13 protein-coding genes and 1 pseudogene are annotated in these 21,906 nt (G+C 53.9%); 11 read left to right on the top strand and 3 right to left on the bottom strand.

What is annotated here, in order from left to right; genetic code table 11:
• Positions 1 to 23: 23 nt before the first annotated feature.
• The gene (locus tag Poly41_RS14600) at positions 24 to 1,979 is read right to left on the bottom strand and encodes an ankyrin repeat domain-containing protein (protein ID WP_146527031.1); all 1,956 of its coding nucleotides are present in this window, start codon (positions 1,977 to 1,979) and stop codon (positions 24 to 26) included.
• Between the two features lie 326 nt (positions 1,980 to 2,305).
• Between Poly41_RS14600 and Poly41_RS14605 the strand changes: the two genes are divergently transcribed.
• From Poly41_RS14605 to Poly41_RS35705, 3 genes and pseudogenes are all read left to right on the top strand, one after another.
• On the top strand, positions 2,306 to 2,881 hold the full coding sequence (locus Poly41_RS14605) for an RNA polymerase sigma factor (RefSeq protein WP_197231343.1): 576 nt from the start codon (positions 2,306 to 2,308) through the stop codon (positions 2,879 to 2,881).
• Positions 2,868 to 4,265, top strand: coding sequence for a LolA family protein (locus tag Poly41_RS14610; protein WP_146527035.1), 1,398 nt, complete (start codon positions 2,868 to 2,870; stop codon positions 4,263 to 4,265). The genes Poly41_RS14605 and Poly41_RS14610 overlap by 14 nt, the downstream gene beginning before the upstream one ends.
• Before the next feature lie 306 nt (positions 4,266 to 4,571).
• Positions 4,572 to 4,685 (top strand): annotated as a pseudogene (locus tag Poly41_RS35705) (hypothetical protein); the annotation flags it as partial.
• 37 nt (positions 4,686 to 4,722) lie between these two features.
• Here Poly41_RS35705 and Poly41_RS14620 read toward each other — a convergent pair.
• Both Poly41_RS14620 and Poly41_RS14625 read right to left on the bottom strand, forming a co-directional pair.
• Positions 4,723 to 5,520 carry an RNA polymerase sigma factor gene (locus tag Poly41_RS14620; RefSeq protein WP_146527039.1) on the bottom strand — a complete coding sequence of 266 codons (798 nt, stop codon included), beginning with the start codon at positions 5,518 to 5,520 and terminating at the stop codon, positions 4,723 to 4,725.
• 18 nt (positions 5,521 to 5,538) lie between these two features.
• A complete protein-coding gene (locus Poly41_RS14625) occupies positions 5,539 to 7,446 on the bottom strand; it encodes a serine/threonine-protein kinase (RefSeq protein WP_197231344.1) in 1,908 nt (635 codons plus the stop codon).
• A 303-nt stretch (positions 7,447 to 7,749) separates the two neighbouring features.
• Here Poly41_RS14625 and Poly41_RS14630 point away from each other — a divergent pair, with 303 nt between their 5' ends.
• The 8 genes from Poly41_RS14630 (at position 7,750) to Poly41_RS14665 (ending at position 21,880) form a co-directional block, all read left to right on the top strand.
• Entirely contained in the window at positions 7,750 to 8,349 is a 600-nt protein-coding gene (locus tag Poly41_RS14630) for an RNA polymerase sigma factor (protein ID WP_146527043.1), read from the top strand.
• A 192-nt stretch (positions 8,350 to 8,541) separates the two neighbouring features.
• Positions 8,542 to 9,609, top strand: a complete 1,068-nt coding sequence (locus tag Poly41_RS14635; RefSeq protein WP_146527045.1) for a hypothetical protein — start codon at positions 8,542 to 8,544, stop codon at positions 9,607 to 9,609.
• 258 nt (positions 9,610 to 9,867) lie between these two features.
• Complete coding sequence (locus Poly41_RS14640) at positions 9,868 to 10,473, top strand: RNA polymerase sigma factor (protein ID WP_146527047.1); 606 nt, start codon at positions 9,868 to 9,870, stop codon at positions 10,471 to 10,473.
• A complete protein-coding gene (locus tag Poly41_RS34105) occupies positions 10,470 to 14,828 on the top strand; it encodes a protein kinase domain-containing protein (RefSeq protein WP_197231345.1) in 4,359 nt (1,452 codons plus the stop codon). The genes Poly41_RS14640 and Poly41_RS34105 overlap by 4 nt, the downstream gene beginning before the upstream one ends.
• 17 nt (positions 14,829 to 14,845) lie before the next feature.
• Positions 14,846 to 15,952: a hypothetical protein gene (locus tag Poly41_RS14650; RefSeq protein WP_146527049.1), complete on the top strand. Its 1,107-nt coding sequence runs from the start codon at positions 14,846 to 14,848 to the stop codon at positions 15,950 to 15,952.
• Between the two features lie 267 nt (positions 15,953 to 16,219).
• Positions 16,220 to 17,158, top strand: a complete 939-nt coding sequence (locus Poly41_RS14655) for a hypothetical protein (RefSeq protein WP_146527051.1) — start codon at positions 16,220 to 16,222, stop codon at positions 17,156 to 17,158.
• A 160-nt stretch (positions 17,159 to 17,318) separates the two neighbouring features.
• Positions 17,319 to 17,918, top strand: a complete 600-nt coding sequence (locus Poly41_RS14660; RefSeq protein WP_146527053.1) for an RNA polymerase sigma factor — start codon at positions 17,319 to 17,321, stop codon at positions 17,916 to 17,918.
• Positions 17,915 to 21,880, top strand: coding sequence for a protein kinase domain-containing protein (locus tag Poly41_RS14665; RefSeq protein WP_146527055.1), 3,966 nt, complete (start codon positions 17,915 to 17,917; stop codon positions 21,878 to 21,880). The genes Poly41_RS14660 and Poly41_RS14665 overlap by 4 nt, the downstream gene beginning before the upstream one ends.
• Positions 21,881 to 21,906 lie beyond the last annotated feature (26 nt).

Raw genomic sequence — 21,906 nt, forward strand, 5'->3', positions numbered from 1 at the left:
CCTGTTCTCATGACAACAGCTCGTCAGCTGGCGCACAACGCCATAAGCTGTGCGACGATTTCGTCGTGACCTTGCCGGGTGGCCCACGCCAAAGGCTTGGCCCAGGGTTCGGTCCCGGGGTCGGAAGGGTCTAAGCCACGGCTTAAATACAGTTCAACGAGTTCGCGGCGGCCCCAGCGACAGGCCCAACCAAGTGGAGTCGATTTGAGCAGCAGATCGCGCTGCTCAAGCGAGGCCCCGTGCTCAAGTAGAATGGTGGCTAGTTTGAGACGATCGGATTCTCCAGTGGTGGTTGTGGCGATGTGGTGCAATAACGTGAATCCGTTCTCTCCAACGACACTCGGATTGACGCCGTGCCGCAGAATGTGATCGAGGCTTTGGGGATTGGTCGCTCGCACCATGGCATAGGTCCACCAGGCGTCGTCTTTGGGGCGATGGATGTGCTGAAGACATAGCCGCACAATCTCCGGGGAGTTATCACCGGCTGCTAGAAGCATCTGTTCGGCCAGCTCCACGGGCGTGGCGGAATCAGAGTTGAGGCTGCAAGCCGGCGTCGTTCCATCGAGAATCGCCTGCGCTAATCCAATATCGGCACAGCTTGCCACATGCTCGACAGTAATCCGGGCTCCATGGTCGTTCAGGATCACCTTGAGCCGCTCGTCTGCTGTCGTTTGTGCAATCGACATGGCATCGCCGCAAGCGTACAAGACCGCATTCACGTCGGCTCCATGGTTCAGCAGAGTTTCGGCAACTCCGTGCCGGCCGCACATGGTTGCGAACCAAAGTGGCGCACCCCAACTCCGGCTCCCGTCGTCCGTCGACACACCTGATTCATCAGGGTCAATGCCCAACGCCAACAATTGCGACACCATTTCGAGATTGTTGACTCGAACGGCGATACTGAGCAAACCGCCTCGAAAAAAATGAACGTCATTGATGAGTTGATTCTCGCGATGCATTCGCAAGACGGAAGATAGATCTCCCGTAGCGACCGCAGTGCGCGGCGTGAGACTCGCACCAGCCGATCGCAGCAGAGTGCATGTTTCATTAAAACGCTCTGGAGCAACCCGCGACCGTTCAAGAAAACAGAAATCGCGTCCATGTGACGACCACCCAGCCAAAACAGCCGCATAGTCAAGTGGCGTCTTCCCCGAACTGTCACGGATCGCGTGTAGGTGGGGTGGAACGTCGCGTTCGGCCATTGCATTCACGTCGGCTCCGTGTTCGATTAACCACCGAACCAAAAGGGGGTTGTGCATGGAGGCAGCAATGTGCAGCGGCGTTGCCCCGCCGTCGTCACAGGCATGAACCAGCGACAGGTCACTTTCCAGGATGCGAATCGCTTCGTCGTTGATATCCTGGTGAATCGCCTTGAAGATCGCATCGGTTTGCGGACCAATCGTTGCACCGGAACCGCTCAACTTTGTACGGCGATTGCGTTCTTGCTGCTCGATGATCTCGACAATGTCATTCCAGTCGCGACTCTTTGCGATGGCGAACGCGGAAGTCGCCTCTCGATGGGGCCAAATCCCTTTGTGTGCATCGGATCCCAACTGCATCAGCAGACGAGTCATTTCTGTGTTTCGATTGAGGACAGCAAGATGCAGAGCAATTTGTTCTCCAAAGCTGCCACCCCTTTCGATGCCCACGAGTTCGGGGCGTGCCTTCGCCAACTCTCGGACGCGCCCGATGTCGCCCGCTTGAACGGCCTCACAGAACGCTTGCACGTTCAAACCATCGACATGCTGTTTCAGTCTCGCCCAACTGGAGAAACCGTAGGCACGAGCAAATATTCGCTGGGCGTCGGCCAGTGAGAGCGTCTCTCGATTCGGCGTCTCCTCGAATCGTTGGACCTCTTGAATCGCTGCCGTCTGCCCGGCTTTGTAGGATTTGAGCAGTTGCTTCGCTTGCTTGCGAAGCTGTAGAAGATTGGGTTTGGCGGGAAGGCTGCGCGTGGGGGCAGGCAGTGGTTTGGTCATGACGACGTCCTTTTCAGCAGTAATCTGCTGCACAGCTCGGTGCCCGCGTCGCGAACCTGAAGGAAGTACGCCAACAGTTAACGTATGGTGAAACCAGGTGGGCTCAGCCCTTTCCGCGGACACAGTAGCGTCCTGAACGCTACAGCGAGTATACGAGCCGTGACGGAGAATTCAACTAGCGCCGCGAACTACTACGACTGCAAAGCCTGACTCATGATCGCGTCGAACCCAGATTCTAGTTTTTCGATAGAATTTGCAAAACCTTGTCGCAATTCGGTGTTGAGTCTGCACTTGCTTTACAGAACGGCTCTACGAATCAGTTGGGCTTGAATGAATCTAGCAAGCAGTTGAGGCTCAAGTTGAACGAATCCGATGCAGAATTAGCTGGGAAAGCGCAGTGCGGCGATGTGCCTGCATTTGAGCAGCTAATCCTGCGTTACGAGCGGTCAGCGCGCAGCATTGCCTGGGCGTTTCTGCATGACTCGCACGCATGCGATGATGCGATCCAAGAAACATTTGTTGCCGCTTATCAAAGTCTCGCTGGGCTGAGAGAAACGGAGAAGTTCGGAGCATGGTTGATGCAGATTGCCCGACGCACATCGCAGAAACTCGCGACCAGGGTCAACAACCGACCCGACCAGGGGCCATCGATTGACGAAGTCGCTGAAGTACCATTGGCGATTTCCTCACGCCAACGACAGTTGCTCGAACTGATCGAACGGCTACCGGAAAACGAGCGGCTGGTGATCGCAATGCGTTATTTCGATGGCCACTCCAGCCAGGAAATCGCTGATGTCACAGGACGACCACTGGGCACCGTTACCAAGCAACTCTCGCGAGCGTACGAAAGGCTACGAAGTTGGTTTACACAATCCGAGGAGCAAGTTCATGAGCGAAAGTAGGGTGTTGGAACACGAACTTAACCAACTGGGGGAAGACTTGCGCCGAGAGCCGAGTGTGGCTTCTTCTATTGTCGCAAGGATTCAAGAGATCGAATCAACGGAGGTGGTCACGCTGCCATCGGTTAGACGTACGCAAACGCGAACGTTCGCGAGTATTGCTATGTCGTTGGCCGCGGTGGCTGCCGTCACGGCCTTGATGTTCGTCTTTCGAACGGACGTCGTCGCTTTTGCACAAATGCAGAAAAGGATTGCTGAGTTTCAAACTGCTTCACTTCGGTATCAACAGTCTGTTTTCAAACAAGATGAAAAAGAAACGGAGATTAGCAAGTCCGAAATGCGAGTGATGATTAACACGGAAGGCGGACGGATTCGAGTTGAAATGCCCGATGGTTCTTTGTTGATAACCAACAGAGCCATTGGCAAACGCCTGACGACGGATTTGAAGAACAATACGGCTACGCTAGCCCACGTGTATGACAGCCAAGAGGAACACAACCTTCTAGCGATGTTGCGATCCATGCATTTGGCCGAAAATGCTCAGAGCATCGCAACGAAAATCATTGATGGGGAGACTTGTCTAGGCTTTCGCGTTGATGAGCCCGAATCCGTTTTGCGAGTATGGGTGTCGCCTGAGACGTTGTTACCCGTACATGCTGAGCGGACGATTGAGAACGTGAATGGGCCATGGCCGAATAATGGCGTTGATGAGAAAGTAAAGGTCGTTACAACGTTTACTGATATACGTTTTGGAATACCGCTGGAAGACGCCCTCTTCAGCCTAAATCCGCCACCGAATTTTCGGCTGACCGAGACCGGAAAGCCTCCAACAAGCCTTTCGGAAGTATTTCCAACGACGCCTCAAATCGTTCCGCTGGAAGGTATCGGGGTACTAAAATTCGGAATGACTCAGTTGGAAGCAATGCAGTTGCTCGGTCGTCCCGACAGAGAGGATATCTCGAAACCCAGCATCCAAATTGACGAAAATACATCTCAAGTGGACGACAAACCACGTCCGTCTAAGGACTCTCGCCTTGTTATTTTGACCGAGTTTCACGCCCTTTCCTATTTCAATCTCGGACTTCGATTGAACTTCGAGGTCAGGGATGGGTTGGTTGGATTGTTGTTCCATAAGAAGGTACCACTTCAGGAAGGAGTTGAGTTGCCAGGAACGTTGGCTAACGGCCTCGGTCTCGGTTCTTCGGAACAAGAAGTCATCGCGACTTACGGCGAACCCAGCAAAGGCTACTCGAAGTCCATGCTGTATTACGAGGACTTCGGGCTCATGTTTGTGATGTCTGAACAGCGCACAGTTTCTTCGCTCAGCCTCGATCAAGGAAGCGAGAGAAGCTTGCGATTTGAATGGCGAGAACCCGACGAGAAGTGAGCGCAAGTTGAGCCCACCAGAGATGGGGTGGCGGGTGTCGCTTGTGAGTGGGCAATTGCGAATGCCCCCACAATCACACTCCTGGCGTCGGTCGCTGGGTCAATCCTCGCAACAATCGCAGAAAAATGAACGAACATCGCGTTGGGCTGTAAGAAATCGCATCCGGCGGGATGATACTTAGTAGGAGAGATCATCGTGCCAGAATTTCCGGAAACCAGCCACAGCCTGATTGCCCGAGTCAGCGACCCGAGCGATGCGGCTTCGTGGGCTGAATTTCTGGCCATTTATCAGCCCGTGATCTTTCGCATGGCCCGACGACGCGGTTTACAGATCGCTGACGCGCAGGACGTCCTTCAGCAGGTCTTTCTTTCGGTCGCTCGTTCCATTGACGGTTGGGAGGCGACCGAGGGTCGTGCACCGTTCAGGGCTTGGCTGACGACAATCGCTCGCAATGCGATTACCAAGTCGCTCTCCCGTCGGCCAAGTGATGGTCGGATTCGCTTGCGAGTGATAGTGCTTGAATCAGGTAGTTCAATTCCGATCGTACTTCGACTTCGTCCGCCACCGTTTCCGATATTTCCGCTTTGACGGCCGCTCGAAATCGTTTTCGCAAGCGATGCACGGCCATTGCGGCGGCTTCGGCATTGAGGCCGAGTTGTTTGCCAAACTCAGCCGATGTCGGCATCGCTGTATCGCCGGTCAGGCAGGGTTTCAGCAATTCAAACTCTGATGTCTTACCGGCCTGTTGATGTTGCCTCTCAAGCGCCGACAGTACACGGTCAAGTACCTCAACCGCCCACTGGCGATCAAAGTAGGCATCGGGTGGAAAACCGTTCGGATCGATCAAAGACTGTTCACGCAGTTCATTTTCGTCCGACGCCGATGCGTGAATCGACTGCGGGGGCTTTCCCGCACCACGCTTGGCCGCCATCCGACGGTCATTGGCATCGCTGAGGAAATGCTTAACGCAACCGAGCAAATAAGATCGAAACCGCCCTCGGCTTGGTTCGGCTTGCTCGAAGCCGTTGCCGTCGAGAATGCGTGCGAAGAAGTCGTGCGTTAAGTCACGAGCATCCTGGGGTGATCGGCATGATTTCCGAATGAACGCCTCGACGGGCCGATAGTAAGCCGTGCATAGCTCTCCAAGTGCCTCGCGCGCTTCAGGCGAATCGCCGCGTGCGGCAACAATTCGCGTCCACTGAGTGGTCGCGAATCGGGGTTGCTCGTGGTTTCCAAATTCGGACGTTTGCGTCATGGTTTACTGGCTATCGCTTCACCGATTCTCGTATTGAATTGCGACCGATTCCGCTATGTCCGCAGAACTTGGGCCAATTTCCATTTGAAAATACGTAACTAACGCCAGCATGATCGTTCCGATGGCAATGATACACAAGCTAACAAACACAGTCAGAACCACTCTCCATGTTCTGCTTTCAACGTAGTTTAGAATCAAAATCACAGCACCAAAGACGCCCAGCAGGATACCAGTGACCGAGAACGCCAGTGCTGTTCCCAAACTTCCAAACGCGGGTAACGCCCGCTGGATATCAAGCTCTTGAGTTATTGAGTCAATTCTCGCTTCCACTTCTGCCAATTCTTTGTCACCGTCGGCTGAGGGCGACTGTTTCAAAATCGCCTGCGATGCCCGTGCAACATTTAGCTGAGCGGTCAAGCGAGTTAATTCTCGGCTCTGTTCGTGAAGTTGACGTGATTGCTTTGCCTGGTGAAGCCAAAACCCGAGAATCGGTAGCGTGATCGCGAGTACGAGTGCGATTGTACACATGGCTGTTACCCTTGGGCTTCGAGCTGATACGCTCGTCGACACAGAAATCCCAACTCCATCTTGGCTCACTTTTCGGAACAGCCACCACGCAGAAACGGGTAATAAGATCGTGCCGAACCATGCCGTGAACGCAACGATCGCTTCACTGAGAATGGGATGCCAGCTCGGATCGTCAAGTACCGCCTGAAGCATGAAGATACCGAATCCACCGATAGGCACGGCAAGCAACGCCCCAGTCCATGCGATCCATCGTAACGGTCGATATTGGCGTGCCGCACCCAACGCACGCTCCGCGAGCGACTCGTTCCACATCAATGCAAGGAATGCTGCAACCAACGACATCGGAATACACAACACTATGCCTGCGGCTAGAAATCTTCCGCCGATCCCAAGTAGCAAGAGGAACACGATCAGAAAGATGGCAGCCGAATTGAATAGAATCACGCTAGTTGCCGCGAACGTAAAACCCCAATGAGCCGAAGACTCTGGTGAGCGGGCATGAACCGAAACGCGATGCTCGTCGACTGAGAGCGTTTCCAATTGTGCCTTGAGCGCCGCCGTCGTTGGCCATCGCAATTCAGGATTGCGGTCCAGCGCTCTCAACACGATCTCGTCTAACCGCACATCGACTTGAATCTTGCGAGACGGCATTTCAAAGTTTCCGCGAGGCAATTCTCCTGTAAGCATTTCGTACAACACGACGCCCAGCGAATAGACATCCGCGCGCTGATCGACAGCCTCTGGATGCTGGGTCTGCTCTGGTGCCATGTAGTTGGGCGTTCCCAAAATGACATTGCCAGTAAGCTGCACGTCGGAACGCGGTTGTCCATCGCCAGCGTCAAAACTTGGAGCCGATTCATCATCTGGTAGCCGAACGATCCGCGCGATCCCGAAATCGGCGATCTTCACATGGCCTTCACGGTCCAACAGCAGATTCTCGGGTTTGATATCGCGATGCACGATGCCCCGGTTGTGGGCAAACGTTAATGCTTCGCAGACTGGTGGCACGATCGACAACGCCTGTGCCGGTGACATTCTTCCTGCATCCATCGCCTGTCGAAGATTCACTCCATCGACGTACTCCATCAGCAGAAAGAAAAATCCACCGGCCTGTCCAAAATCATGAATCGTGACGATGTTCGGGTGATTCAACTCTGCCAACGCCCGTGCTTCGCGAGTGAAGCGAGCTTCAAAATCGTTCTGACCTACCGATTGCCGCGTCAGCAGTTTGATGGCGACAGACCGATCAAGCGACTTCTGCCGTGCCTTGTAAACAGCCCCCATCCCGCCTTGACCGATTAGTTCGATGACTTCCAGTTGTGGAAACGCAGCTTGAACCGCTTCGATGTCCGGAGCCACTGGACGTGACAATGACTCTTCGCCATCCCCAGTGTCCATGGCCGCCTGAAAAAGCAAGCAACGTGGACAGAGGCCCCCGAGTGTCTCAACAGGGATCACCGACCCACATTGTGGACATCGCGGAGCGTTGACTGGAGAAGTATTTTTCGTCTCATTCATCATCAATGACTCAGTCTCGTATTGCCGAAGAGTATCGTTCGTTAGGGAATACTTGAGGAATCTAGGTGCCGACATAACGCGATCTTCGGCGAAAAACATGGAAAAAGGTGGTGGGCGCCGAAACATTTCCCTGACTCGCGCACTATTGAATGTGCCGACGATTTGAAACTCAGCCATGCAACTATGACCGAACAAGACGAATCTCCGCTTACAGCCAACGACGAACTGGTCGTTGCTGCGCGAACGGATCGCGATGCGTTTGGTGAAATATACGAAGCCTACTATGACAGAATCCTTGGGTTCTGCCTGAAGCGACTGTTCGACAGGAGCATCGCGGAGGACGTTTGCGGAGAAGTGTTTCTGTACGTTGCGAAACACATGCACGCGTTTCGGGGGACGACCGAGCAAGATTTCCGCCGCTGGGTGTACCGCATCGCGACGACGGAAACCAACGCCATCATCCGACGCAACAAACGACGACAAGAACTTTGGGACGACGCATTGTTGACAAACCGAATATCGACACAGGGGTCGCACAACGATGAAACGTCAACTGAACAGCCCGACTGGACGACCGTGTACCAAGCGATCCGGCAGCTCAACCAACGGCAAAAGATGGTTGTCACCCTGCGGTTGTTTGACGAGTTGCCTTACGAGGATATCGCTGAAATTTTGAAGATACGACAAGCGACCGCGCGTGTTGCCTACAGCAGAGCGATCGAGAGGTTGCGTCAGCTGCTTGTGTCCGATTCACCTGAACTCGACGAAACAAAGGTTCGATGAACAAAGGCCATGGAAAAGTGGAAAGAAGAAACTGAGCGTCTCGTGAAGAGATCCTACCGTGACCAGTCGCTCGACTCCGGTCACCGCGAGAAGCTGCGCAAGCAGACGCTCGCTGTTTACGACAGGTCGCGGTCAGTGCTGCGACCATCTACTTCGGTTTTCCTGTACTTAGAATCCCTTTGGAGGTGGGTCATGACTCGTCCGATTCCCAGACTAGGTGTTCCCGTTGGTGTTGCTGTTCTCTTTCTACTCGGTGTGATGTCGTTCTTTCCGGCCAAGTCAAGTTGGGCGGTTGAAGACTTTTTGAAACCACTCATGAATGCGAAAACAATGCGTTGCAAGATGGTCGTCAACACGAAGGACAAGCCAGCGTTCACAATTAAGGCAATGTTTCGTGGCAACGTGGGGCGTCAAGAAAGCGTCGAAATGGGTTCGATCAATATTCACGACGATGCCACGGGCAACATCCTTACGCTGATCCCACAACAGAAGAAGGCCATCCTACTAGAGGCCGTCAACCGCGATCCAAACCTAGCCGGCAGCGGAGGCTTCCTGCAATCCGTACGCGAGCAGATTCTAAACCTTAAACAGAACGAGCGAGGCACACGCGTATCGTTAGGAGAGCGAGAACTAGCGGAACAGCGTCTGATCGGCTTTCGCATTACGTCAACTGCGATGCGAATGGATATTTGGGGCGATTCCAAAACGGGCCTGCCACATTCTATCGTTACCAACATGACCTCGCTTCCGAATGCTGAAGTAACCATGACCGAGTTTGAATTCGACGTCGAATTGGACGATTCATTGTTCAGCCTGGTTCCGCCCGCCGAATACACCGTTACCAAAAATATCGTGGATCAATCTAAGCCTAAGGAGGAAGACTTGATCGCTGCACTCCGACAATTCACCGATCTGAACGACGGATCGTTTCCGGATTCTATCAACATGGAAGTTGCACTGACGGTGCTTGGTAAGCTCCAGGCGAATTCCAATTCAGGCGATGATATATCCAAAGAGATAAGCCGCGTCGTCAGTCTGCTCACGCGAGGATTTATGTTCCCGCTGACGCTACCGGTCGAATCGAACGCAGCGTATGCGGGCAAAGGTGCAACTCGGCAAGATGCCACGAAGCCCGTCTTTTGGTATCAAGTGCTCGAAGGCAAGCGAGAAATTCGCGTCATTCGTGCTGATCTCTCGGTGGTTGAGACTGACCAGGTACCGCAGGCTGACGGCGTTCAACGATTTGCGCCAGTTCTATAAGCCGCGATGCAAGAGACGGAATGTTGATTGCAATAGACGTCCGCCGAACTTGTCGAGTCGGTGATTGGCGATTGCGACTGTCACCCCGCATGGGCGTTGGCTCGGCCGACGAATGGTGAGCCGAAGAAATTCTTAAAACTTTTTCTATAAGATTCGGGGATCGTGCGTGTGAAACCTTGTAGAGCAAGTTGTTGGTTGTAGCTTGGACGACAATGAACACACGAGTCTGTTTGGTTTTTACATGTGGTGCGAGTGTCGATGAGCCAGTGGCCGGAAACGAGCGAAAGTCTGATTCTGCGAATTCGTAATTCGCAGGATGCGGTCGCATGGTCGCAGTTCATGGCGATCTACGAACCGGTCGTCTATCGCTTGGCCAGACGGCGAGGATTGCAGCACGCGGATGCACTGGATCTGTGCCAGAAAGTGTTCCTCGCGGTCGCTAAGGCGGTCGAGAACTGGGAACCGCAAGAGGAGGGTCCGCAGTTTCGCAACTGGCTCAATCGAGTGGCACGCAACGCAATCCTGAATGCGATCACTCGCGGGAAGCCGGATCGAGCGACGGGAGGCTCCAGCGCTGAGGACCTGCTGCTGGAAATACCGGACGGTGAAGGCGTCACTACGGCAATTCTGAATGAGAGTCGCATGGAGGCTTTTCGCTGGGCGGCCAAGCAGGTTCAAACGGAGTTCAGTGAATCGACTTGGACAATGTTTCACGAAACGACCATCTGTGGTCGCAGTGTTGCTGAGGTCGCCGAGTCAATGGGCCGTAGCGCTGGCGCGGTCTATGCCGCTCGCTTCCGAGTCATGCAACGTATCAAAGACAAAGTTAACGAAGTATCCGATTTCTGGAGTCTGGAATCATGAAATCCGTAACACAATGCTTGCAGGCACCCGATATCGAGGCGTTTCTTTCCGGAACGGTCACGACCTCGCAAAGCGAACTTTGGGAGGAGCATTTTTCTTCCTGCGAAAGCTGTCGCGTTGCCGTGGCAAGTCAAATTGGTGACCAAGACTGGTGGAACGACGCTGAGCAGTCGCTGCAGAATGCCGACCTAGCGGAAGGGCGCGAGCCCTCCGGTGACACACCGAACAGTTCGCGCCGTGCCACTAACGATTCGACTGGCGAACACGAAACCACCGACGAGTTGTTGAAACTGCTGGGGCCGACTGATGATCCGCGGATGATGGGACGGCTGGGCCCGTACGAAGTGCTGGGCGTCCTCGGCCGAGGCGGCATGGGAATCGTCTTCAAGGCGTTCGATGCCCCGCTCAATCGTTATGTCGCCATCAAGATGCTATTGCCTCACCTAGCCGCCTCGGGTGCGGCGCGAAAGCGATTTGAACGTGAGGGCCAAGCAGCAGCAGCGGTGATCGATGATCATGTGCTACCGATCTACGCTGTCTCGAAGTGGCAGAACATCCCGTATCTGGTGATGCAGTACTCGTCTGGAAATAACCTCCAACGGCGGATCGATGTCGATGGACCGCTGGATGTGAAAGAGATTCTACGCATCGGCATGCAAACAGCGCGCGGCCTGGCTGCTGCTCACGCACAAGGCTTGGTGCATCGCGACGTAAAACCCTCCAACATGTTGCTTGATGGCACCGTGGAACGAGTCATGTTGACCGATTTCGGTTTGGCTCGCGCCGTCGACGACGCCAGCATCACGCGAACGGGAACGATTGCCGGCACACCGCAATACATGTCACCGGAACAAGCACGTGGTAAATCCGTCGATGCACGCTCCGACTTGTTTGGCTTGGGGTGCGTACTCTACGCGATGTGTACAGGCCACCCGCCATTCCGGGCTGAGAGCAGCTACGCGATTCTGCGGCTAATCACCGACGAGGAACCCCGTCCCATCCGCGAAATCAATGCCGACGTCCCTGATTGGCTGTGCTCGATCATTGGCAAGTTAATGTCGAAGAAGGCGGACGAGCGATACGAAAATGCGGAAGAAGTCGCCGAGTTGCTCGAACAATGCCTGGCCCATGTGCAGCAACCGACCACGACTCCGCTGCCCGAGTCTCTAGCCGCCATAGCGCCTCAACGAAACCGCCGTCCACCGTTCATAAAATTCATCGCCGCCGCAGCCTTCGCTTTCTCGCTATTCTTCGCTGGCGTGTTGATCGTATTGGAATTGAACAAAGGCACGCTGACGATCGAGTCCGAAGTAGCTGACGTTCCGATTAGGATCACACAAGGTGATAATATCGTTGAGAGGCTTACGGTCTCGAAGAACGGAGAATCTGTTCGCATCGCAGCCGGCCGATACGTGGTGGACGTGGACAACGGATTCGACGGAGTCGTTGTTGAAGGCGGAGCGGTAACGCTCAAACGCGGCACATCGGAGATCGTAAGATTCGTGAAAACAGGTCAACAGTCGACGGAAACGGCGCAAATCAATCCCGGCGACATTATCGAAGTATCGGTTCGATGGAGAGTCGAAGCCGAACCCATACCTGATAAGAACGTGGTTTTGCTAGCCAGAGTGGGCGCCGACGGCAAAGTTCGATTGGCTGAGTTTGGGCAGGTTGAAGCCTCAACCACGGCGGAAGTTGAACGTACCATTTTCGCGGCGCTACAGAACGAATACTTCGAGGCTCCACTCATCGTGCAGGCGCGCGTCGTGCAAAGCAGCAACGAAGCAGTTAACCGCAAGAAGCTTCAGCCAGGGGATCTCGTCGGAATTTCAATTCGCAGAAGTATTCGTCCCGAAGCAACTATGCATACGCCAGCGAAAGTCGCGGAAAACGGAAAAGTGCTCTTGCCCATGATCGGCGAAGTCGATGTCGCTGGCATGACGTTGGCTGATTTGGAAAGCAAGATTCTCGACGACTCAATTGCCCATCATGCTACCGGCCCGCTACCAATCGTCTTGGTCCAATATTTAGATCCGGACGAAGTCACGGTAGTGATTGAGACCGTAACAGAGAACGTACCCGTTCGTGTCGCTCAAGGGACCGTTACGCAGCAGATGACAGTAACGAAGGAAGGCAAGTCCACTCATACGGCTTCTTCCTCGGGAAAATACCGGATGCGCATCCCAGCAAACGGGACGCCAACGATCAAACGCGTTGACGTCGATACAAACGACGGCAAGCACAATAGTGACGATGATACTAGCCCTACGACGAGAACGATTGACTACGGCGGCATCTGTATTCGTGCAGAGGACGAAACTCCTATCGCGGGCGCAGTCGCACGGTTCTTCATTCTTAATATGCACGGGAAGCAATCATCTCTGAGTCTGCTGGAGATGACGACTACGGACAAAGATGGGCACTTTCGGTTTGACAGCGAAATCCCGGATGATGCCGAGGTCGACTTGACACGCAGTTGGATCGCAATCACGTCGACTGGCAGAGCGTCAAGGATATTCTTCTGGCAAGGAGGGTTGGATCCGAGACAAATCGAAATGCGGCCATCCGCCTCACTCAAGGGACGAGTCACCGATTCCGTGTCTCGTCCCGTTGCTGGCGCAAAAGTTCGCCTGGGACCGAATCAGATGCCCGGCGTCAACGATGCCGTCACCGATAAGGATGGACGATTTGAAATCGCGGACCTGGAGAAAGTCGATAAGTTTTCGTACGAAACCGGCATATCCAACATGTTGTACGTCGAGCATCCCGATGGCAGTAAGACCTCGGCCATCGTTCAATCCATTCCATCAACCGTAGACGTTATGCTGGAATCGGCGACCGGCGAAGCGGACAAAGGAGAGGGAGCTGGCAAGTCGAAACCTTCAGTTCAGAGCAACTCCACAGGACTGGCCAACGAGGACGACATCGTGTGGACAAGAGCGGTTCAGGGACTGCAATTGGGAATTCGCTTTGAAGACTCAGAACATGGCCAGGCTCAGCGGTTCACGCCTGGAGATGTTGGTCGACTTCAGATTTATCTGCAGAACGCAAGTGACAAGGCGATACGTACTGGGTTTGAACCGACGGATGCCTGCAAGGCAGTGTTCCAATTTTCGTCGCATAACGGCAGCGTCATCACTCACGATGGCAGTGAGGACTCGGAGCAATACGTGGTTCCGGTCCCGCTTTCCGCCAACTTTCGCGAACTGAATCCAGGAGAAATTCGGCTGCTCAATAATGACTTGGCGGGTACTGCTACGCCGTCGCCCGCACGCAAATTGCGGCTGGATGAGATCGCCTCGTTTGCAATCGTCGATAACGACCAATCGAAAGAATCATTTCCTCGTCGGTATCGACTGACTCCAGGAAAATACGTTGTTTCCGTGACGCTTGAAGTCTACAGCGGGCAAGACCGATTTCCATTGACTTCCCGTGGCCTGCCGTTTGAGGTGGTCAAAGCCGAAGTACGCGACCAATTGAACTCGCAAGCGACTCCCCAGAATGATGATCCTTTTTCGATCGATGGTGGAAAGGTATTCAGAGGCAAACAAGTCTCGGGAGTTCTCTCGGCCCATGACGCCATCAGCCGGTACATGAAAGCGGTTGAAGGAATTCGTTCCTCTAATGTCTTGGTTCACGAAGAAAAAACATTCCTCTACAAACAAGTCCCAATCGACGAACCGGAGATTCGGGGAAGAAGGACCCGACTGGTAGACTACGCCAAGGGTGAGTCGCCGAGAATCGACCACCGATACAGCCGTCAAATCTGGGAGGCCGACGGCCGACAACGAGTCGAATTGCTCCACGGCGATCCGGCTAGTGATTCGGGGATCAAGCATGTCAGCGCATACGATGGCGATCGTGTGCGACTACTGGAAGTGGGCAGCGGCCACGAGTCCTCTCGCGATCTTGCCCCTGACCAGAAGCCGCTGATCTCCTATGAGGGACGTTATCACTCGCTATTCTCAGAACTCTACGTGGGCGGGACTTTGCTTGAGCTTCTACAGCAGCGCAACGACGTCACCCTTTCCGACGCTGATGGACTGATTCGGCTGACCGTCAGCCCGCAGTCAGGCACCATGTATCCCAAATATCAATTCGTTTATGAGTTCGATCCAGCTCACGACTATTTGCCACATTCCATTTCGGCTTCCATCCTAAACCGGAAACTCTCTCGGATTCAGGTGACCGACTTCCAACGCCTTGCGAATGGCAAATTCGTCCCGCTTGCAGCAATCCACGAGACATTCGGTTTTAAGGACGGTGTGGCCGGAGCCGTTGTCATCGAGCATACCGAATTGACCGTCGACCCCAGTCGTTCGACGTGGAATGAACCAGTTGTTCCCAACACTTAATGAAGGAAGTCCCATTGATGACTCGAATTCAAAACTCGCAACGCCTACCCGTTGGCTTGGCGTTTGCTATGTCGCTGGCCTACTGCCAGCTTGCCATTGCGCAGGTGGCGCTGACACAAAGCGAACAGGACAAAGCGATTGAAGTGGCAAAGCGACATGAGCAGCAAGCCCGACAGGTAGCCAGTCTGCCACGATTTTACCTTGAGGCCACGTACACCTCCGCTTGGCTTGATGGAATGAGCGAAGAGGCAGACAGGTCTGATGCCAATTTTGAAAAGGCAATGACTCAACGTTTGAAGCTCGATACAACATCATCCACAAAGACCACGGCGTGGGACGGAGAGCGATTTCTATTCGGATACGACAAACCGGGTCTGGACGGTGCTGACGGAAAAACGCGAATCGTCAACCAATACTTCAACCATGACGAATCAATTTGGAAACGACAACAAACCAACAACGATGACCCTCAGCTCGCAAATCTAGATCTGCCAACCGTTTGGAAGAAAGTGGATGCGCGCGCCTTTTTCCATTTACGCTCGGCTAGTCTGGAACTCCCTTGGGGCAAAAGCGAAGGGAACATCAAGTTCGCGCGCGTTCCCATTGAGTTTGCCGAGTATCAGGTCGTCGGAGAGGAGGCGATCGATGGCACCGAGTGTTGGGTCGTCCTGTCCAAACCGCGACGTTGCAAGCTGTGGTTTGGCAGGGATTCGGGACGGTTGGTACAAATGCTGAATTATGTCTTGGAAGGCATCGAGCCCGCGCCGTTCCACGAGACAGCAGAAGTTGAAAAGTTATGCGGCCGGAAGTTTGAGTCCCTTGAAGCATTTCGCGAGTTTGCGAAGGACACCGATCAAGCAACTCGACAGCGATTGTCTGGCATCTTCGGATTGCTTTACTTCGACGATATGGCCCATGGCGTCGAATTAACTCGCTTCAGTGATTATCGAGAAATCGCACCCAACGTCTGGTTTCCATATCAAGCGATCGACGTTTTCGCGGTCCAATCGCCTACAGACCGCAACAGGTTTCGATACTCGCGTGGAGAACTGCGAGTCACCACGCTGGAAACCGGTCGTTCACTTGAAGAAAAAATTGCCGCGCTGGTGGCAGACAAACAGTAAAGATTTCGGTCGCTTCACTGCCAATGGAAATAGAATGGTCACTAACTCGCTTTCCGCTCACTCACTTGAATTGCGAGACTTGAAATGCTTGCTCCCTTACGCTCATCGTTACCGCTTTCTCGAATCGTTCGACTGGCAGTCGTCGCGGGACTCATGTTCATCCCGATTTCTCCGAGTCGAGCACAGCACAAAAGTGATTTCGGACGTCGTGACGCCGCTGTAGATAGTCGCAGCGAATTCTTGCGGCCACCCAGCGTTGCTCAGGCTTTGCAGATCCCCGAAGCCGCCTGGGGGCCGGAAGTCAACGGACTGCGCGCGGCTCTGGTCCAGTCCGATGTCATTGTCTGTGATGAACATTCAGTGTTGGTTACGGGCGCAGTAGTCGTAAGGAACGTGACGCGTCATGACCACATTCGGTTTGAAGAGTGGAACTCGCATGTCCAGCCATTTCTCGTTGAGAATGACCAGAAAGTCATTCGGGTGGAAGACCAATCTTGGTCCGAGTGGTACTACCATGTACCGAAGCTACTGCGCCGGACAGTTCTTGCACCGGGTGAACAGTGTGTCCTAGCCAATCCCTTTTCGGTCGGACTCTTCGACGTCGACGCTGAGGAGAATGTCAAGACATCAGTCAAGGCATATCCATTCGCCCAGCGCATCAAGTCTGGTCGCTTTCAAGCATTCGCTCAGTTTACTTTGCAAGAACTGGCTCACGAGCAGCGCTCAAGGCATCGACCATCTTGGGAGGAGATTCCGCCCGGCGGGGAGAACTCAGCCAAATACAGAAGGAGGACATCTAGTTGGTCGGAATACGTTTCTCTGCAAACAGGCCGGGTCGCTGTGGATGCGCGATTTCCAGTTCAAATTGCGGAATCACGCAAAACTGCCTGGCAGGAGGACAACGCCCTTAAGCTCGACGGTGATGCAACTTTTGATCGGGCGTTCTGCCAACAGGATGGCGTGCTTCGACTCTATTTCCCCAAAGCGTCGTATGCCTTGGCCGCATTTCAAGTCGACGGCAATGGGCAATTGATCGTTGAAGGTTTCGATAAATCCCCTGCGTTGTGTATACGGACATTGATCGACACATCTGGTAGTGAATTCAAAGTGACGGACCTTTGCACCGGCAACACAGTCAGATTGAAACCCAACGCACAGGGCGAATGGGCGCTCGCGGATGATGAAGACAAGTTTCCGGATATGTAGAACAACAGATACGGAAAACGCTTCCACGAAAGTTCAAGTTTGGCGTCAGAAGTCCCAAAAATCGAGGAACAGAACGTTATGCAAGTGCTACTCGAACGCAATCAGGCCCGCTTTTCTTGTAACAATAGCTCCTTGGGTGTGATTTGTAGGTAGGAGAGATGTGTTGCACGATCCGGAAACACGAGCGTCGCTGCTGGTCAGCTTGAGCGATCCGGCTTCTCAGGAAGCCTGGACGGAGTTCGCTACGATCTATCGGCCGATCATCGTGCGAGTGGCCCAAGCCCGAGGACTGCAACATGCCGATGCCGATGATCTGGCTCAAGACGTGCTTTCCGCCGTCGGGCGGCGAGTTGGTTCGTTCCAGTCCACTGGCACGGGCTCGTTTCGCCGTTGGCTGTGTCAGATTACTCGCAACTTGGTCGTCAATCACTTGACCCGATCCAAAGGGCCGATCGGTAGCGGCGACAGTGATGTGCAGCAAATGTTGTTGCAGCAACCTTCGCCCGAGGGCGAGACGGCGACGCTGTTTCAGTTGGAAGTTCGCCGATTTGAGTTTCAGCAAGCGGCTGAGAAGCTGCAAGCGGAGTTCAGTGAGTCGACGTGGATGGCGTTTTGGCTGACGTCGGTCGAGCAGCTTTCGATTGACGAAGCGGCTAATCGTCTGAGTAAGTCAGCCGGCAGCATCCGCGTTGCCCGCTGCCGCGTGCTGGCAAGGTTCCGACAACATATTCACGATTCAAAACAGGACAATGACACATGATCGCAAGATTTCATTACGACGAACAAACGCTCGGAAGTTTGCTCAGTAATCGGCTCGGCGACAGCCAGGACGAAATTGTCGCCCATGTGGAGTCCTGCGCTGAGTGCCAGGATCGCCTCGAAGACATGATGGAAGGGGGCCTATCCTGGGATGAGGTTGGGGAAGTGTTGCGAAAGAGTAGCTTAGGACTCCAGCCTGAGAACGGCACGAATCACAAGCTGGAAGCTCATGCCACGACAAGTTTCCTCGAACCCTCCGACCATCCAGGTTCGCTCGGTCGGTTTGCTCGCTATGAAATCATGGAACTGCTCGGGCGCGGCGGCATGGGGATCGTGATGCGAGGCTATGACACGTCGCTGAATCGCCACTCAGCGGTGAAAGTTCTCTCTCCGGAACTCGCCAGCAGTGCCGCAGCCCGCAAACGTTTTTCACGCGAGGCAAAGAGTGCCGCCGCCGTTGTCCATCCGCATGTCGTGCCAATTCAAACGGTGGATGAACACAACGGGTTACCTTATCTGGTGATGCCAGTCGTCGAGGGGCAGAATCTACAGAAACGAGTCGAGCAAAGCGGACCACTGGAAATCATCGAAGTCATTCGGATCGCTTCGCAGGTCGCCGAAGGCTTGGCCGCCGCGCATGCCCAGGGACTCGTTCATCGCGACATCAAGCCAGCGAACGTGCTGCTCGAAAACGGTGTCGAGCGAGTTCAAATCACTGACTTCGGATTGGCCCGTGCGATTGACGACGCCAGCATGACGCGCAGCGGTGTAATCGCAGGCACGCCGCAATACATGTCGCCTGAACAAGCGCATGGCGATTCGATCGACCACCGTAGTGACTTGTTCAGCCTCGGCAGCTTGATCTACTACATGTTGACCGGTCGCAGCCCTTTCCGCGCCGAAACAACGATGGGAGTGCTGCACCGCATCGTCAATGATGAGCCACGTCCTATCCGAGAAATCAACGCTGAAGTGCCCGAGTGGCTCGAATCGATCGCTATGCAATTGCTGTCCAAGTCGGCCAACGATCGATATCAAACCGCAGAAGAAGTGATCGAAGCTCTTCGCCCCGAAAACCATCGCAGGCTGACTTGTGAGCGTTCGACTCCACGCCCACCGATGGGAAAATACATCGCCGCCGCTGCCTTCGCCTTTTCGCTGATCTTCGCCGGTGTGTTGATCGTGCTGGAATTAAACAAAGGCACGCTGACGATTGAGTGCGACGCGGATGATGTCCCAATCCGCATCATGCAAGGCGATAAGATCGTGCAGAAGCTGACCGTATCGCGATCAGGTAAGTCGACTCGAATCGCTGCAGGAAAGTACGTTGTCGAAGTTGATGGCGAGTTAAAGTTGTTAGCGGTTGAGAATGGCGTTGTTGTACTGAAACGAAGTGAAACAGAAACTGTTCGAGTTTTCAGGCAACAAGATGGCACAGGTTCGAGTCGTTCTGCTTCGGATGTGGACATCGAAATAACAGAAGCCAGGAGAGTCGCGGTTCAATTTGTTGCGGCGGCGCTATCAAAACCAAATGACGAAGCAAAAAAGTACCTCGCTGACAAGCATCAGCCGAATTGCGACGAATTTCTATCGAACAAGGCGTCTCAGAAGCTATTCTCCACACTACCTGAGTTCACTGACACATATTTCAATCTCAACGCTGTTGACGAAATGATTCTCGTAGCTCGTTCGATGAGTATTCCGCTTGCTCGCGATCCGGTGAAAGTGATAGCCGGACTCAGCCGAGAACGCGGTACTTGGCGCATTAAACATTTCGGAATCTATTGGCCGGACCAGGCGGAACAGTTCCTAGAATCCTACGTCAAACGCAATGGTGCCCGGGGAAGCAACGCGGAATCGACCTCCGTTGATGGGGCCAAGCTCGATGGTCGGTTCGCAAAAACCCCGGTGCACAGCGCTGATGTTGTCATCAACGCTAGGGAAGTTCGTGAGGAAACAATCCTCTGGAATGTTGCCGGTGCAGTGTTCGTGCCTGTACACAAGGAGGAACTGCCTGCTTCGCAATGGAACGGCGGACTTCGTGTAACTCATTTGCGTGAAAATGGACCGGCAGAGGATGCGATGCTGCGGGTTGGCGACATCCTTGTTGAAATTGACTCAATGCCGGTCGAGTCCATCGAATCAATCGGTCTAGCATGGCAACGCACGGACTTTGGTGCACCGGTGTCCGTTCGGTTGCTTCGAGACGGCCAACAAGTTGTCGCGAGATTGAAGTGGAACATTCGCGCGATGCAAAAGGACGCACTCGCCAAAGGAAAGGTCCTAAGCCGTAACAAACATACCGTTGTGGTGTCGCTGGGTACTGACGACGGTGTGTATCCGGGCGACCGCCTGGAATCGGGGACGCCGTATGAACTTGGAAGGTTGGAAGTCGTGACCGCTTCTGCCGATCAATCCGTCACCCGAATCGTCAGCGAACATGATGGGCTGCCGGTCAAAGTAGGTGATTCCGTCATCTATGTGCGAACGAGGTTGTTGGCTCCGCCCAGCACCGGAACGCCCTATAGCGAAGCTGGACAAGAACACATGCCAGAAGCAGACGAAGCGGAGTCAGCAGAATTTGATCTCGACGAAGCGATAGCCCAGGCCAACCGAAATCTGATTCGGCTTGGGAAGCTCGTCGCGGAAGGCGAAGTATCCCCTCTGGCATTGGCAAAATATGAGGCGGCTCTGCAAAATCTTATTCAACAACGTTCGCAGTTGGGCAATAGTCGCAATTTTGAACACAAGGGAAGCGAGAAGACACGACCCGTAGTTGACACGAATCATTCAATGCAAAAGGAATCAAATTCGCAAACGACTCCTAATCGTGAAGATCCTTTCTCTGCAGAGAATTCCACAGGATCAAAAACCGAGCAAGTTTCAGGAGTCCTCGCGGCAAGTGACGCCGAAGCTGTTGATCGTTTTTCACTCTGCGAAATTCCATTTCCTCATTTGCCGCGTCCTAGTACTTGGTCCGAGGAACATTACGAGGCGTGGCTACTGACCAATGAGGAATTCCAGTCCGCCGCGCAGATTAAACCATTCAACGGTTGGATCGCGGGGCTCTATTTCGATGCGGAAGCCGAGGCGGAAACACGCATCGCTAAGCCACCGTCTTGGGATCAACTCCTGGGTCAAATGCAGGAGCAAATGACTCAAGAACAAATCGAGAGAGCAGTCCAACTCAGGCTACAACAGATGGGGCCGAATGTGCTGCTCTGCAAGGATCCAGCCATCACACAAACGTTGAAACTCACCGACGGTCAGCAGACGCAAATCGAAAGGACCATCGCGATACGTGAGCAGATACTTGCACAGTTAGCACAGCACTTCGCCGGTCAGGCTGCGTCGCCGCTACGAACGACACTCGATGCTGATCCGCTGGAGGACCCGGCTCGAAAATCGTGTTGGATTCGATATTGGATTGATCGGCAATTCGATGCGGAATTATCCAAGATTCTAACACCACTGCAAGCGAGACGTTTGGCGAAGCGTCTGGGCGAACGAACTGCCCCAGCCGACCCATGGAAGCTGTCCGCCAACAAACATACGATCCGGAACGCGATCGAATCTATGACGATTTCAATCGATCAGCCGCTCGTCCACCTCAACACGTCAACGAAGAGTGAAGTATTTTCGGCATGGGCGGAGCAACAGCGGCAGCGAGGGCACAATGTTAGGCAAGTGCTTGATGATGTCCGCGTGGTCACAAACAAACTCGTCGACTTCACGTCGCAGGCGCGACACGTAGAGCCGTTCGGCAAGGGACGCCTGCACATCGTCATCTACAAAGCCGCGTTATACGAAACAGACGCCGCAACACCACTCGGAAGTATTTACGTTGATGTGTCACGGTTCTATCCAGTTGTAACGGTTCCAAGAAAGTCTACGACAGCTCCCGATACAGGCACTGCATCTGTTGGCGGCGCGGACCCTCCTATTCCCAAAACGTTTCGTTAGCCGCAACCACTCAACCCTTTCCGTAG

The sequence above is a fragment of the Novipirellula artificiosorum genome (genome assembly GCF_007860135.1).
GTDB lineage: Bacteria > Planctomycetota > Planctomycetia > Pirellulales > Pirellulaceae > Novipirellula_A > Novipirellula_A artificiosorum.

What these genes read in the sequence shown, in the direction of transcription:
- Poly41_RS14600 (WP_146527031.1), bottom strand. Translation starts at nt 1,979, where the DNA reads ATGACCAAACCACTGCCTGCCCCCACGCGCAGCCTTCCCGCCAAACCC.
- Poly41_RS14610 (WP_146527035.1), top strand. Translation starts at nt 2,868, where the DNA reads ATGAGCGAAAGTAGGGTGTTGGAACACGAACTTAACCAACTGGGGGAA.
- Poly41_RS14620 (WP_146527039.1), bottom strand. Translation starts at nt 5,520, where the DNA reads ATGACGCAAACGTCCGAATTTGGAAACCACGAGCAACCCCGATTCGCG.
- Poly41_RS14625 (WP_197231344.1), bottom strand. Translation starts at nt 7,446, where the DNA reads ATGGACACTGGGGATGGCGAAGAGTCATTGTCACGTCCAGTGGCTCCG.
- Poly41_RS14630 (WP_146527043.1), top strand. Translation starts at nt 7,750, where the DNA reads ATGACCGAACAAGACGAATCTCCGCTTACAGCCAACGACGAACTGGTC.
- Poly41_RS14635 (WP_146527045.1), top strand. Translation starts at nt 8,542, where the DNA reads ATGACTCGTCCGATTCCCAGACTAGGTGTTCCCGTTGGTGTTGCTGTT.
- Poly41_RS14640 (WP_146527047.1), top strand. Translation starts at nt 9,868, where the DNA reads ATGAGCCAGTGGCCGGAAACGAGCGAAAGTCTGATTCTGCGAATTCGT.
- Poly41_RS34105 (WP_197231345.1), top strand. Translation starts at nt 10,470, where the DNA reads ATGAAATCCGTAACACAATGCTTGCAGGCACCCGATATCGAGGCGTTT.
- Poly41_RS14650 (WP_146527049.1), top strand. Translation starts at nt 14,846, where the DNA reads ATGACTCGAATTCAAAACTCGCAACGCCTACCCGTTGGCTTGGCGTTT.
- Poly41_RS14665 (WP_146527055.1), top strand. Translation starts at nt 17,915, where the DNA reads ATGATCGCAAGATTTCATTACGACGAACAAACGCTCGGAAGTTTGCTC.